Origin of the sequence: Kiritimatiella glycovorans (assembly GCF_001017655.1) — a bacterium.
GTDB classification, from domain to species: Bacteria; Verrucomicrobiota; Kiritimatiellia; order Kiritimatiellales; family Kiritimatiellaceae; genus Kiritimatiella; species Kiritimatiella glycovorans.
On record NZ_CP010904.1, the window covers coordinates 143,004 to 156,813 of the forward strand.

A 13,810-nucleotide genomic window follows, 5' to 3' on the forward strand; every position below is an offset into this window, starting at 1 on the left:
TGTTCGGAACGAAAGACAGTTCGTCAGTCACAATGACGCAATGTGCGGCCTTTATATTTCTCTCATAATGGAGTCCCGAGCACCCAGCGCAGTTCCCATCTTCCGGAGAATACTCGTCGTTCTCCGTCACACAACATCTCTATATGAATGTCGTAAGTTCCCTGCGTGAACCTCAGTTCGGAACCCGGCGGTGGACATATATAGAAAGTATATCTAAATCTATACTTCTCGGGGATCGCCATATCGATCGGCATTTTCCGGAAATGTGTGATCACTACGGGGTGAGCCGTTCCTTGTGGGTCTATGATGAAGGACTTCTTGATGTCGATTATAGAAGATTCAAAGGGCGCATTCACCGCGACGCTGCACCACAGCTCATTTCTCGAGACCCAATTGATATACCAGCGCCCCGGGGACCCGTCGGGGTTCCGGCGATGTGTTCCTGAAATCGCACCGGGGCCACGACACATCCTGAAAGGAGAACGACAGGCAGCATCATCGCTAATATGAGGCGTCTCGATTTCATCATGCTCCAGAATGGTACCCTCAGCTAGAATTCCGATTCAAAGAAGACAAAGACAGCCGTGTCGGTTTGATCTCGTCCTGCTCCGGGTCTTACAACCACCTGCCGGCCTGTTAAGTGCCCCACTAAAGCGGAGTCCCCAATACGTGCTTGAATTCCCACTTCCCGGAGTAGGTGTGCATTTCACCGTCGGCGAGTACAGTAACATGGATGTAGTACGTCCCTGCCTTGAAGACTAGGCCCGACTTCTCTGATCGAGTGATATCGAACATAAACCAGCCCTGTCGCTGTCGGATTCTCTCTATCTGGAACTGGTCATGATCATAGCGACGGCCTCCCGGTCCAATAATATACGAACCACCTGCGTCAACCCTTGTATTCCGCGATTCTAGTGCGACGCTACAGCCGAGCGTCTTCTCCGAAACCCATCGGACATACCAAGCGCCAATGGCTACCTCAGGATTGCCGCCCAGGTAGCGTTCTTGACGCACCGGTGCGACCACACAACCCGCTGCCAGAAGCGCGTGAACCCCCAGCACGAAGGCAAGAAGTCTGACAATTCCAGAACGCATGCGAAAATCCGAGGACCTCCGACTAAAAGTCAATATCGAAGAGATAGAATACCCCCTGGTCACTACCGTCTGCGCCTGCGCCCTGCATTACGCCAAACCGGCTTCCAGGATGCGCCACCAGAAAAGCCGGTATTGCTGCCCACGCACGGAAGAGAGGGGGACGTTCAGAGAAATCAGGTCCTGGACTGCGCAAAGGAGCAACGAAGGATCGTAGTATCAATCTGGCGTCGGCCCTCCTCACATTTTGAGGGCTTTTAGCTCCGGCAAGCTCCCTGTCATGCATCAGATACGTAACATCGAGCCAGTTCCTGACCGGCGCGCCCTGTGGATAGCCAATGGCATCAGGCCCAATGTTCTCGGGGCGCATTCCGCTTTGGCCGGCACGCCGGTAGTAGCCGACCATATTGGCGCCCCCATAGGGACCATACCAAATACGACTGGGGATGAAGTATTCCCACCATCTTGGCGTATCTTGTCCTGAATCGCACAGCCCGAACGGGTCAGTACCATTCACCGGATCATTCCCGCAGAACACATACTGGTTCAACCCGCCGTTGATCCCGATGGGATCTTTACTGAGGAATCTCCCTGTGACGGGGTCATACCACCGCGCGCGGAATTGATAGAGGCCGTAGCCGCCGGTGGTTTCGTGCAGAGCCCAGTCGTACTCGCGCCCCTGCCAGAGGTAGCGGTTCGCGAGCGCGGAGCGGGTCAGCTCCTCGCCGTCGGCCTGGCGCACGGCCTCGACCCGCCCCCAGGCGTTGTACTCGTACGACTCGGCCACCGCGCCGGTCTCGTCGAGCAGCGCGTGGACGGTGCCCTGCGGGTCGGTGAGCGCGTAGTACGTGTTTGTCGCCCCGGACTCGTAGTCGGTGAACGAGAGCAGCCGGTCGATTTCCGGGGCCCATACATACGTGCGGCGCAGCGTCCCGCTCTCGTCGATCTCGGCGACGACCTGTTCGCCGTCGTAGATGTAATGAACCGTGTTGGTCGCCCCGGAAGTTCTCACCTCGCGGCGGGTCCGGCGCCCGTCGAGATCGTACTCGTGTTCGATCTCCAGCCCGCCGAGCGTGACGGAGGTGAGCCGGTAGCGGCCGTCCCACCGAAGTTCCGCATCCCAATCGGCCGCGTGGCCGCGGCAGGTGATGTTCGTCACGCAGCCCGCGGCGTCGTACCCGTACTGCGCGTTGGTCACCACCCCCAGCACCAGCGTATGGGTCGCGTAGCCCATGTTCCCCGCCGCGTCGCGGATCGCCGCCGTGACCTCCTGCGTCGACCAGCCCACCACGAAGTCCTCGGCGCGAAATACCGCCCCGCTGACCTCCGGTGTGACGCACGAGACGGCGTTGCTGATCTGAAGATACCCGAACGCGCCGTTCGTACCGATCGGTTCGGAGGAACTCCCGAGCACGTCGAACGTGCGCAGCGAGGCGAAGTCATTGGAAGACGTCGCCGTCCACGCCGCGAGCCGATTGCCCGCGCCGCGGGTATAGTCCACGGTCCAGTCCCCGCCGCGCTTCGAGGTGCGGTTCCCGGCGGCGTCGTAGCGGTAGGTCATGGTGTTTTCGCCGCGCGTCCCGGTCCGGAGCCGCTCGAGCGCGTCGTAGGCATACGACGCGCGGTTCGTCGTCGCCGCAGTCCGGATGACGCGCGAGGTGATCATGCCTGCGGCATCATAGCCGTACTTGATCTCGAGCGCAACGGTGCTCCCGGCGTGCCAGAGCAGATTTGTCACGCGATCCATCACGTCGCAGTGCCGACTCATCCAGACGCCCGCGTTCGTCGCGCTGATCGACGCGAGTCGGCCGTGGGTCGGGTCGTAGGCCAGCGTCCAGTCCGATCCCGGTCCGGAGAGCGCGTCCACCCGCTCCGCCGCGTCAATGCCCCAGGAGTAGAGGAGGTTCGTTCCCGCGCAGCTCACCTGCGCGTTCGTCCGGTTTCCCGCAGGATCGTACCCGTACGCGAGACTCCAGTCCTCGCCCGGCCGGTCGACCTCGCGTCCGATGAGCCGCCCCGCGCCGTCGTAGCGGTTCGACACCGAGCCCGTCGCATCGCCGGCCGTGCGCAGGAGGCCGTTCGAGGCATAGGTGTAGATATTCGTCGCGTCCGGGTAGCGCGCCTCCGAACGCCGCCCGTCCCGGTCATAATCGTAGCCGACCTCCGTACCGTCGAAACGGGTGATCGCCAGGACGTAGTCGCCCACCCCGTTTGAGACGCTCATCTGCTGGCCTTCCAGGTTGGTGACCTCTTCCACGCGTCCCTGCAGATCGAGCCGGTAGGTCTCCACCGCCCGGTCCAGCCGGTCGGTGATCGAGAGCGTATGAAAGAGCGGGTCATAGGCGTAGCGGATGGTGAGATTCGTCCCGTTGCACACCCGGCCGATCTCGCGAACCTTCCCGGTCGGGTACCAGCGGGTCGTCGTCACCCGCCCCGCGCGGTCCACATGATTCGTCACCCGTCCGTGCGCGTCGCGGGCGAACTGCTCGCCGGTCCCGTCGGGATAGCGCACCTCCAGCACGCGGCCGAGCGCATCCACCCGGTTGCTCGCCAGACACACGCCGCCGCGTTCGGTGCGCACGAGATGGCCCAGCTCGTTATAGGCGAAGCTCAGCGCCGGTCCCGCCTGCGGCACCGACGAGGTGCGAAAGCCGCTCGCGTCGTAGTAATGCCGCGTCCAGTGCCCGTTGGCGTTGGTCACCGCCGCCAGCAGACCGTGGGTGGTGTACGCCAGGCGCGTCTCTGTGGTTCGGTTGGTGGCGGGGAACGTACGGATCGCCGCGACCAGGCCGTTCGTGTAATCGAACTCCGTGCGCAGGCCCGAGGCATCGGTGAGGACCTGCAGGAGGTTATGGGTATCGTACGTCATCGACTCGAAACAGCGCGGGTCTGTGCCGTAGCCGGTTCCGCGCAGGGTGCGGTTGTTCCGCGCGTCGTACTGCGACCAGGTGCGGATGAAGAGGTTGGTGTCCGCCGCGTACCGGGTCTCGTTGGTCGTGTTGCCCGCGAGGTCGTGATCAAAGCGGACCGAGGGTCCTCCCTCCGCCGGGTCGGCAAAGGGCCCGTGCTGTTCGATGATCTGCCCGAAGAACGGCTCGTAGTAATACAGATTGGTGACGGTCACGTCGCCCAGGTTGTAGGCGATCGCCGTGACCGGATCCTCCGGTCGCGCGCCCGCCTCGTAGTCGACCTGGTGGGCGTACCACTGATCGTTGATCGAGAGGGACGTACCTCTGGCCGGCGGAAGGTTGGTGGTATAGCCGTAGCGATAGACATGGCCGAGTCCGTCCACGCGCTGCGTGATCACACCCGCGCCGTCCGCCGCGCAGTCGTAGGTTCGTGTCAGGGCCGCGCCCTCCCCGGTGCGTTCGCTGCGACGGAGCTGCCCTGAGGCGGTGTATTCGCAGGAGACCGCGAGATTCGTCGAAAGCGTCGCGCTGCGCAACAGGCCGTTCGAATAACTCAGATTCAGGCTCTTCCCCGCCGGATGGCTCACCTCGATCAGCCGCTCCCCCGCGGGCAGATTCGTATAGCTCAGATCGATCTGCGGGCCCGAGAGCCGCCGGATATGGTCCAGTCGCCCTTCCCCGTTAAAGGCGTACTCCAGGTCCGGGGGGACGCTGAGCGTATAGCCGTTCGTTGCGTTGCCGCAGAGTGTCCAGTTCAGTCCTTTCGCGGGTTCGAATCCGCCGCTGCCGTCGGGGTGAAACGTATGGATTTTGCCCGTGCCGGTGCGAACCCGCATCACCTCCGCGGTCACACTGCCGTGCACGGTCTGAGCCCTATCCGCCGACCAGTCGTAGCGGTGCGTCCAGCACCGGCCCAGCGCGCCCGTCTCCGCGAGCGTGCTATGGTAGTGCCGGGTGAATTCCAGCGGCAGGCCGGGCAGCGGCGCGGAGAGGTCCCGTTCCTTAAAGAACAGATCGCCCGTGGTGCCGCTGATCGGCTCCTCCGAAAAGCCCTTCGGATCGCCCAGCGTAATCTCCGGCTCCGCCGGCGGCGGGAGGTCGAACGTGCCGTCGCCGGAGAGCTGCAGGGTAATCTCGTATTCGCAGTGCTTCGGCCCCTTATGGGGTGGGCAGGGCAGCGGATTACGTTCCGTCACCGTGAGGTAACCGCTGGTCCGGCCGGTGTACCCCGGGATGCCGGTCGTCGGATTCCCGCCGTCCCAGTCCGGCAGGGAGGGAACTCCGCGGTGCACGTTGTTATCCGGAAGCTCCCAGCGATGATTGTTACCCCGGTTGTTCGATGCGGTGTGCGTGTAGCGGTAGCCGTCTTCGACCCCCTCTACAAGCTCCCCGCCGCGTGCGTTGTTCCCGTGATTCGGCAGCCAAAGATCCAGGCGGTTGGTGGGACAGTGGTGGAAGTCCACCGTGAAATGGAGGGTAACCGTATCCGAGCCGAGGTAATGACAGAGACTGCTGTCGCGGTACCCGTAAATATTCCGGTTTCCGTAATACGGCGCGTCACGATAGGGGTCCGTATAGTTTCTTGCCGGGGCCGATTCCGGGCACGGCGTATTGAGAAGCGCGCATTCCACCATCAGGGCCACGGGTTTCACCGGAACGTATTTTCGCTTCATCATAATCCTTACTCCCCTTCATGGTTGGCGGATATAGACGGCGTTGTCTGCCGGGGCATGAATCGTAACAAGCGGGGAGACGGCGTCCGCATTACAGGGGTCCGTCCGCCGCCCGTAGAGTTCCTCGCCGTCGTCGAGCCCGTCTCCGTCCGTATCCGTCCGGGAAGCCGCCGTCCCGTAAAGATAAACCTCCCGGCCGTCGGGAACGAGGTCGGCATCCGCATCGGCATCCCATAACGCCGCCGCGTAGAATACGGCTTCGCCGGGGTCGGCGAAGTGGACGCGGGCGATGCGCGCCGTACCCCCCAGCGGCAGCCTTTCGCCGTCCAGGCACCAGCTCTGGAGATCCCGGCTCACAAAGAGGTCGCAGGGTTCGAGGTCCGGCGCCGGGGAACGCAGAACCGTCCGGACGCTGCCGTCCGCGCGTGGATAAACCTCGATCGCGAGCTTCGTGACCGCTTCGCAGCCGGCTCCCTGCGCGACGCCCCCCACGAGCCACGGACCGGCGACGGCAGCGAAAAGTGAAAGGGGTTTCATAACATCTACCTCCCGGCGGGTGTGAGTGAAGAGCGCCCTTTATGGGATATGTACGTTACCGTTATATTCGATACAGGCTAGAACTATATTCAATTATTCCGTGCACTATGTGCACAGACTATCTATGCCATCCTGTGTACCTATTCTCGTACTATCGCCTGCATAATATTGGGATCTGCAGGATTTATATCGGGTGACCCATCTCATGGATCAGGAGGCCAGGTAAGCGAAAAGGGGCAAGAGTGAACGTGATTCGTGCGCGTCGTTTGAAAAACGGATCTCGAAGCGGTAGACTGCCGACAGATCGCCGGGTCGATGTCCGGCGCCGGTGCGCCAGAGTAAGAGGGGGTGCGGTGATGCATGCAGACGCGACCATTAGCGACGAAGAACTCCGGCGGATTGACGCGTGGTGGCGCGCCGCCAACTATCTTTCGGTGGGCCAGATCTATCTCTTCGCCAATCCGCTGCTGCGTGAAAAGCTCCGGAAGGAGCACGTCAAGCCGCGGCTGCTCGGTCACTGGGGCACCACGCCCGGGCTGAATTTCATCTATGCCCATCTCAACCGCGCGATCCTCGCGCGGGACCTTAACATGATCATGATCTGCGGCCCGGGGCACGGCGGTCCGGCCATGGTGGCCAATACCTATCTTGAGGGGACGTACAGCGAGCTGTACCCGGAGGTCACGCGGGACGCCGAGGGCATGCAGATGCTCTTCAAGCAGTTTTCTTTCCCCGGCGGCGTACCGAGCCACGTGGCGCCCGAGACACCCGGCTCGATTCACGAGGGCGGCGAACTTGGCTACTCTCTCGCCCACGCCTTCGGTGCTGTCTTCGACAATCCGGACCTCATCGCCGCGTGCGTGATCGGCGACGGCGAGGCCGAGACCGGGCCTCTGGCCGCGGGATGGCACGGAAACAAGTTTCTGAATCCCGGGCGCGACGGCACGGTGCTTCCCATCCTGCACCTCAACGGATACAAGATCGCCAACCCCTCGTTCCTGGCGCGGATGCCGGAGGACGAACTCTACCGCCTCATGGAGGGCTATGGATACCGGCCCTTCACGGTGGTCGGAGACGACCCGGCGGAGGCACACCGTGCGATGGCCGGGGCGCTCGAAGAGATTTTCGAGTCGATCGCCGCCATCCGCGGCGAGGCCGCCGGGCGCGACGACGGTTATCGCCCGCGGTGGCCGATGCTCATCCTGCGCACGCCCAAGGGCTGGACGGGTCCGGAGCAGGTCGACGGCAGGCAGGTGGAGGGGACATGGCGATCGCACCAGGTGCCGTTGACCCGTCCCCGCACCGACCCCGAGCAGACGCTTCAGCTCGAGCGGTGGATGAAGAGCTATCGCCCGGAAGAGTTGTTCGACGACGAAGGAACGCTTCGCCCCGAAGTCGGCGCGCTCTCGCCCGCCGGTCCGCGGCGGATGGGGGCCAATCCCCACGCCAACGGCGGCGTTCTGCTGCGGTCGCTGTGCATGCCCGATTTCCGCGACTACGCCGTAAAGGTCGAGTCGCCCGGGACCGAATGCGCCGAGGCCACGCGCATCCTCGGGTGTTTCCTGCGCGACGTGATCCGGCGCAATCCGGACAACTTCCGCGTCTTCGGCCCGGACGAGACCGAATCGAACCGGCTGGGCGCTCTTTTCGAGGCCACCGGCCGCACCTGGAACTGCGAAAGGATGGAAACCGACGAAACGCTCTCGCCCGAAGGCCGCGTGATGGAGGTGCTGAGCGAACACACCTGTCAGGGGTGGCTCGAGGGTTATCTGCTCACGGGCCGTCACGGCTTTTTCGCCTGCTACGAAGCATTCATCCACATCATCGACTCCATGTTCAATCAGCATGCGAAATGGCTGAAGGTCACGCGTGATGAAATACCCTGGCGCCAGTCGATCGCCTCGTTCAACTACCTGCTGACCTCGCACGTCTGGCGTCAGGACCACAATGGGTTCTCGCACCAGGACCCCGGCTTCATCGACCATGTGGTCAACAAGAAGGCGGATATCATCCGCGTCTACCTGCCGCCGGACGCCAACACGCTGCTCTCCGTGGCCGACCACTGTCTGCGCAGCCGCGATTACATCAATGTAATCGTCGCCGGCAAGCAGCCCGAACCGCAGTACCTGGACATGGAGTCGGCGATCAAGCACTGCACCGCGGGCCTCGGCATCTGGGAGTGGGCCAGCAACGACCGCGGCGGCGAACCCGACGTGGTCATGGCCTGCGCGGGCGACGTCCCCACACTGGAGACCCTGGCCGCCGTGGACATCCTCAGGCGACGCTTCCCCGAACTCAGGGTGCGGGTGGTGAACGTGGTCGATCTCATGACCCTGCAGCCCGAGTCGGAACACCCGCACGGACTGCCGGACAAGGACTTCGATGCGATGTTCACGACGGACAAGCCGATCATCTTCGCCTACCACGGATACCCTTGGCTGATCCACCGGCTCACGTACCGCCGCACGAACCATCGCAATCTTCACGTTCGGGGATACAAGGAGGAAGGCACGACCACCACACCGTTCGACATGGTGGTGCGCAACGATCTGGACCGTTTTCATCTGGTCGGCGACGTGATCGATCGCGTGGAGAAACTCGGCTACGCGGCGGCGTATACCAAGCAGATGCTGCGGGACAGGCTTATCGAACACCGCGAGTACGTACAGCGTTACGGAGAGGACGTGCCCGAAATCCGGGACTGGGTGTGGCCCGGCTGAGGGGCCGTGCTCCGGATCACGGTGGGCGCGGACGATTCCCGGCCCTGCCGCCTGTTTGACGACCCGGCGGGCGCGGGTGTACCATGCGTGTGAACAGGCAAGGAGGCGGTGTATGGTCATCCGGTCACACACGATTCCGGTGTTCCTCTTCCTGGCGGTCTCTTTCGCCATGGCCGTCCAGGCCGCCCCGAACCGAAAGAAAGAAGGAGAGAGCCCGATGCAGCTGAGTTCATCCGCGTTCGAGTCCGGGGAGATGATTCCGTCGCAATATACCTGTGACGGGGCTGACGTCTCGATTCCCCTTTCCTGGACGAACGCGCCTGAAGGAGTCCGCAGTTTCGCCCTGATCGTCGACGATCCCGACGCGCCGGTGGGAACCTGGGTGCACTGGGTCATGTACAATATCCCGGCGGATGTGCGCGCCCTGCCGGAGAATATCCCCGCCGACCCCCAAACGGAAAACGGCGCCGTTCAGGGTCTCAACGACTTCCGCCGCATCGGCTACGGGGGCCCCTGTCCGCCCGACGGGACACACCGCTACTTTTTCCGGCTGTTCGCGCTGGATACGGAACTCGGCCTCGAACCCGGCGCGAGCAGGGATGAACTGCTCGAGGCCATCGAAGGCCATGTGATTGCGAAAGCCGAGCTGATGGGCCGGTACAAAAGGCAATAGGGCGGGAGCAAACCGGCCGGGCCGGCTCCGGAGTCTCTCTGATTCCGCGTGTGTTACAGGTCAGACACGGTGTGCTGGTGCATAACCCGGGTCAGGACGGTTCCCTTGCCGCAGCTGCCTGACTGAGCCGTTTATGGATCCGAAACGCCATTCCTGGGACCTGACTCCGGCCGGGGCCCGCGCCGTTCAGGAGGCGCTGGCGCCCGAGGTTGTGACCGAAAACCGTTTCGGCTCCGTGCGCCACGTGGCCGGGGTTGACGTCGGTTTTCCGGAAGGACGCACTCGCGCCGCCATCGCCGTGCTCCGCTATCCCGACCTTGAACCGGTTGATTCCGCCCAGGTCACCCTCGACACCTCCTTCCCGTATGTTCCCGGCCTGCTTTCCTTCCGTGAGCTTCCGGCGGTCGAGCGTGCGTTGGAGAAGCTCCGGGAGAAGCCGGACCTGATCCTGTGCGACGGACAGGGGCGTGCCCACCCCCGGCGCATGGGCATCGCGTGTCATCTGGGCGTCCGTACCGGCTATGCTACCATCGGGGTTGCAAAGAGCCGCCTGTGCGGCACCTTTGAAGCTCCCGGGCGGGAACGCGGTTGCCGAGCGCCGCTCTATGACGGAAGGGAACGGATTGGGACGGTGCTCCGGACTCGAACCGGCGTGAAGCCGCTGTTTATCTCCGCAGGGCATCGCATCGACCTCGAGACCGCGGTCGACTTCGTGCTGCGCTGCACCCCTCGCTATCGCCTTCCGGAAACCACCCGTGCCGCTCACCGCCTTGCCTCGGGACTGCAGTCCGTATAGTACGCGGCACGGGAACCCGGTTCACCGCTGCTCCCGTGCCCCCCGCACCGCTTTTCCGTACAGGCGGCGGATGGCGATCATCCATACCGCGGTGCCGATTGCGGCGGCCAGCAGGAATACCTCAAGAGCGAGCCGCACCGGATCGTCCGCGGGGATCCGCTCGCTCACCACGGCGAACACCGCGGCGAGCGGGACCGCCGGCGCCTCGATGCGCAGCTTCTCCCGGATATAATCACGCAACTCAGTGTTCGGCCAATGCTTCAGCAGAATGAGGTATTTCATCACGGCTATGGCGAACACGCCCCCCCAGAACGCGCACCACAGAGAGGTGTTACCCACGGAGAGTACGGCCCCATAGAGGAAAACCGCTCCCATGGCGTCCATGGCATTGTGCGTGTCGTCCTTCGCATCGAGAAATCGCAGAAGAACGTATACCCCGAGTACAAGATGAGCCAGAAGGATCCACGTCGCGGCATACAAAGCCAGTGTGCCCGCACGGTCCACTTCCGCCCACGCCGGTATCATCAGGGCGGCCGCCAGCGCCACCCCCGCACCCCGGAACGCCCAGCCGCCGGCACGATGTGTGATGGGCGTCTTCACCGTTTCAGGGTCATCGCTAGAAGCTCCAGTTCACCAGAACCATGCCCGGAGCCAGCTCTTCGGGGAGATTCCCGAACCAGGTCTCGTTTTCAGGGAGAAGATTGATCACCCCGACCTGCAGTGCCTCATCGGTGCTTTCAGCCACATTGAACAATCCGAGCTGCAGCCCGCGAAGATGGGCCGAGTAATTCACGAACGCGGTCTGCAGTCCGTAGGTCGAGCCGCCGGAGTAATTGATGCATCCGCCCTGCCAGCCCGTGAATTCCGCCGTGGCGTAATTGACCGCCGCCCACTGAACCCCGCGGTAGCTTTCGGCGTAGTTGAGCAGAAGCGACCAGCTGAACCCGAGGCTTTGTCCTGTGGAGCCGTTGACGATACCCAGTGCCAGGGCTTCCTGCGGATTTTCCCCCCAGATGTTCAGAGCGATTCCGCGAATCATGACACCCCGGTCATGGATCGCCACATCGGGCGTCAGGCTGAGCTGAACGGGTTCCGCCGCCGAGGCGCTTAACCCCGCCGTCATCATCATAACCGTAAATACAACAGCTTTTCTTTTCACGGGAACACTCCTTTCCTTTTCATTCTTTAACCTGCCCGGTCGTCGCATCGGGCTGCTGCGGTTTGATTCTAATACGATCCCTGCGCGAATTCCAGCAATTCATTGACGGTGAGTGAAAGCAGCGATTCTCATTATGGCTTCACCCTTTTCGGTCGGGGTGGCACCCGACCCTCCCAGTGCCCGAAAATGCGTCGGATATCGACTCGGGAGGGACGGCTGCCACGCCGTCCGCGGTCGGAATGCGGCCATAATGAGAACTGCTGGAATGAAAGGGCGCAGACTTGTATATCCCGCCGGATTCTGTGCTATGATCCGGCGCGACTGAACGCCTTAGCCGGGAGAATGCCGATGACACCGAAGGCCGTGCGTATCCTTTTCATTGCGCTGCTGGCGACCTCCGCCCGCGCCGCGGAGGTCGCCCCGGACCGCAGACCCGTCTACAGGGAGACCCCGCAGCAGGATCTCGCCGTGCACATCTACCTCCCGGAAGGGTGGGACGCCCGCGACCGTCGGCCGGCCGCAGTATTCTTCTTTGGAGGGGGTTGGAAGGGCGGCAATCCCCTGCACTTTTCACGGCAGGCCCGCGCCCTGGCCTCGCGCGGGATGGTGGCGTTCTGTCCCGATTACCGGGTCGAAGAAAGGCACGGAACCACACCCTTTGAATCGCTTAAGGATGCGAAATCGGCGTTGCGCTGGGTCCGGGCCCACGCGGAGGACTGGGGCGTGGATCCGGAGCGTATCGCCGCCGGAGGCGGCTCCGCGGGCGGCCACCTGGCCGCCGCCACGGCCACCCTGGAAGACTGGAACGATCCGTCGGACCCGGAGGTGAGCTGCCGCCCCGACGCGCTGCTGCTCTTCAACCCGGTAGTCGACAACAGCCCCGAGGGCTATGGTTACGACCGGATCGGAGAGGCATGGCCGCGGTTTTCGCCGCTGCACAATATCGGTCCGGATATACCCCCTGCGCTTTTCATGCTCGGCGACCGCGATGACACGATCCCAGTTTCGACGGCACGGAGTTTCCGGGAGAAAATTGAGGCCGCGGGCGGGCGCTGCGAAGTCAGGATCTACGAGGACGCCGGACACGGCTTTTTCAACCGCGAACCCTTCACGACGCGCACCACACGGGCTGCCGTGGACTTTCTGGAATCGCTGGGCTGGATTCCGGTTTCGCCCTGATTTTTTCCGTTCGCCATGTTTCGCGCACTTGGCGTGACCCCTCCGCCGTGCTATAAGGCGGGCTCCTTTAATTTTCCAAAGGAACGGGGGCGCAGGTGCTGGAAGTAACGATCGGCGGGGTGCAGGTATTCTGGCCTGCCCTGGTGGGGCTCGGCTTACTGATCGGGTTCTTGACGGGCCTGTTCGGAGTCGGCGGGGGATTTCTGCTTACACCCTGCCTGCGCATCCTGTTCGGCGTTCCCTATCCTGTGGCGGTGGGAAGCGATCTCGTCCAGATCTTCTGCACGGGTTCAGTCTCGGCGTTCAAGCACTGGCGGCGGGGGGATGTCGATGTCAAACTCGGCGTACTGCTCGCCGCGGGGGCGGCGACGGGAAGTTTCCTGGGCAAGGAGATCATGTCCGTTCTGCAGCAGGAGGCGGGAAGCCTCCGGATCGCGGGGCGGAGCCAGCCGATGCTGGATGTGGTGATGAACCTCCTCTTTCTCGCGCTCATGGCGGCCGTGGCGGTGTCGATTATTCGTGAAAAGACACAGGAGGGCGGGGACACCGACCGCGTGGACACCGTCTTCTCGCAACGCCTGCGTAAGCTTGCCCTCCCGCCCCGGATGTCCTTTGAGACCAGCGGAACCTCGTTCAGCCTGTGGGTCCCCGTGGGCGTGGCCCTGGTCGTGGGCATGCTCACCGGCCTGATGGGCGTCGGCGGAGGGTTCATCATGTTCCCGCTGCTCGTCTACGTGCTCGGCGTTTCGACGGTGGCCGCCGTCGGCACGGGTGCGTTTCAGATTGTATTCGCCACCGGGGCGGGAGCCATGGCGCACTTCAGCGAGGGCCATGTTTCGCTGCCGCTGGTGGGCTTTCTGCTCGTCGGGTCGATCACCGGTGTCCAGCTGGGTGTACGGCTCTCGCACCGGCTCGCGGGGCGGCGCCTGCGGCGCTACTTCGCCGGCGTCCTGAGCCTGGGCATTCTGCTGATCCTCTACAGCCTCGCGGGCCAGTTCGGAGTCATCTGACCCCATCTGTTCGAAAACGCAAGCCATGACTCTCGCAAAGGCGCAAGGATCGCAAAGCGGAA

Annotated in this window: 9 protein-coding genes; 5 read left to right on the plus strand and 4 right to left on the minus strand. The window is 63.1% G+C overall.

The window, feature by feature from the left end:
• Positions 1 to 1,117: 1,117 nt before the first annotated feature.
• Both L21SP4_RS00690 and L21SP4_RS00695 read right to left on the minus strand, forming a co-directional pair.
• Positions 1,118 to 5,677 (minus strand): RHS repeat-associated core domain-containing protein, encoded by a 4,560-nt coding sequence (locus tag L21SP4_RS00690; RefSeq protein WP_052880855.1) that lies wholly within the window; start codon positions 5,675 to 5,677, stop codon positions 1,118 to 1,120.
• A 15-nt stretch (positions 5,678 to 5,692) separates the two neighbouring features.
• Complete coding sequence (locus tag L21SP4_RS00695; protein WP_052880856.1) at positions 5,693 to 6,211, minus strand: hypothetical protein; 519 nt, start codon at positions 6,209 to 6,211, stop codon at positions 5,693 to 5,695.
• A 356-nt stretch (positions 6,212 to 6,567) separates the two neighbouring features.
• Here L21SP4_RS00695 and L21SP4_RS00700 point away from each other — a divergent pair, with 356 nt between their 5' ends.
• From L21SP4_RS00700 to nfi, 3 genes are all read left to right on the plus strand, one after another.
• Positions 6,568 to 8,931, plus strand: coding sequence for a phosphoketolase family protein (locus L21SP4_RS00700; protein ID WP_052880857.1), 2,364 nt, complete (start codon positions 6,568 to 6,570; stop codon positions 8,929 to 8,931).
• A gap of 112 nt (positions 8,932 to 9,043) precedes the next feature.
• The gene (locus L21SP4_RS00705; RefSeq protein WP_052880858.1) at positions 9,044 to 9,604 is read left to right on the plus strand and encodes a YbhB/YbcL family Raf kinase inhibitor-like protein; all 561 of its coding nucleotides are present in this window, start codon (positions 9,044 to 9,046) and stop codon (positions 9,602 to 9,604) included.
• Between the two features lie 133 nt (positions 9,605 to 9,737).
• The gene (nfi, locus tag L21SP4_RS00710; RefSeq protein WP_052880859.1) at positions 9,738 to 10,400 is read left to right on the plus strand and encodes a deoxyribonuclease V; all 663 of its coding nucleotides are present in this window, start codon (positions 9,738 to 9,740) and stop codon (positions 10,398 to 10,400) included.
• A 21-nt stretch (positions 10,401 to 10,421) separates the two neighbouring features.
• On the opposite strand, the gene L21SP4_RS00715 is transcribed toward nfi, so the two are convergent.
• Positions 10,422 to 11,000 (minus strand): hypothetical protein, encoded by a 579-nt coding sequence (locus L21SP4_RS00715; RefSeq protein ID WP_052880860.1) that lies wholly within the window; start codon positions 10,998 to 11,000, stop codon positions 10,422 to 10,424.
• Between the two features lie 16 nt (positions 11,001 to 11,016).
• Positions 11,017 to 11,559 (minus strand): LA_2272 family surface repeat-containing protein, encoded by a 543-nt coding sequence (locus L21SP4_RS00720; protein ID WP_144413700.1) that lies wholly within the window; start codon positions 11,557 to 11,559, stop codon positions 11,017 to 11,019.
• A gap of 348 nt (positions 11,560 to 11,907) precedes the next feature.
• Here L21SP4_RS00720 and L21SP4_RS00725 point away from each other — a divergent pair, with 348 nt between their 5' ends.
• Positions 11,908 to 12,738, plus strand: coding sequence for an alpha/beta hydrolase (locus L21SP4_RS00725; RefSeq protein WP_052880862.1), 831 nt, complete (start codon positions 11,908 to 11,910; stop codon positions 12,736 to 12,738).
• 95 nt (positions 12,739 to 12,833) lie between these two features.
• A complete protein-coding gene (locus L21SP4_RS00730) occupies positions 12,834 to 13,748 on the plus strand; it encodes a sulfite exporter TauE/SafE family protein (RefSeq protein WP_052880863.1) in 915 nt (304 codons plus the stop codon).
• Positions 13,749 to 13,810 lie beyond the last annotated feature (62 nt).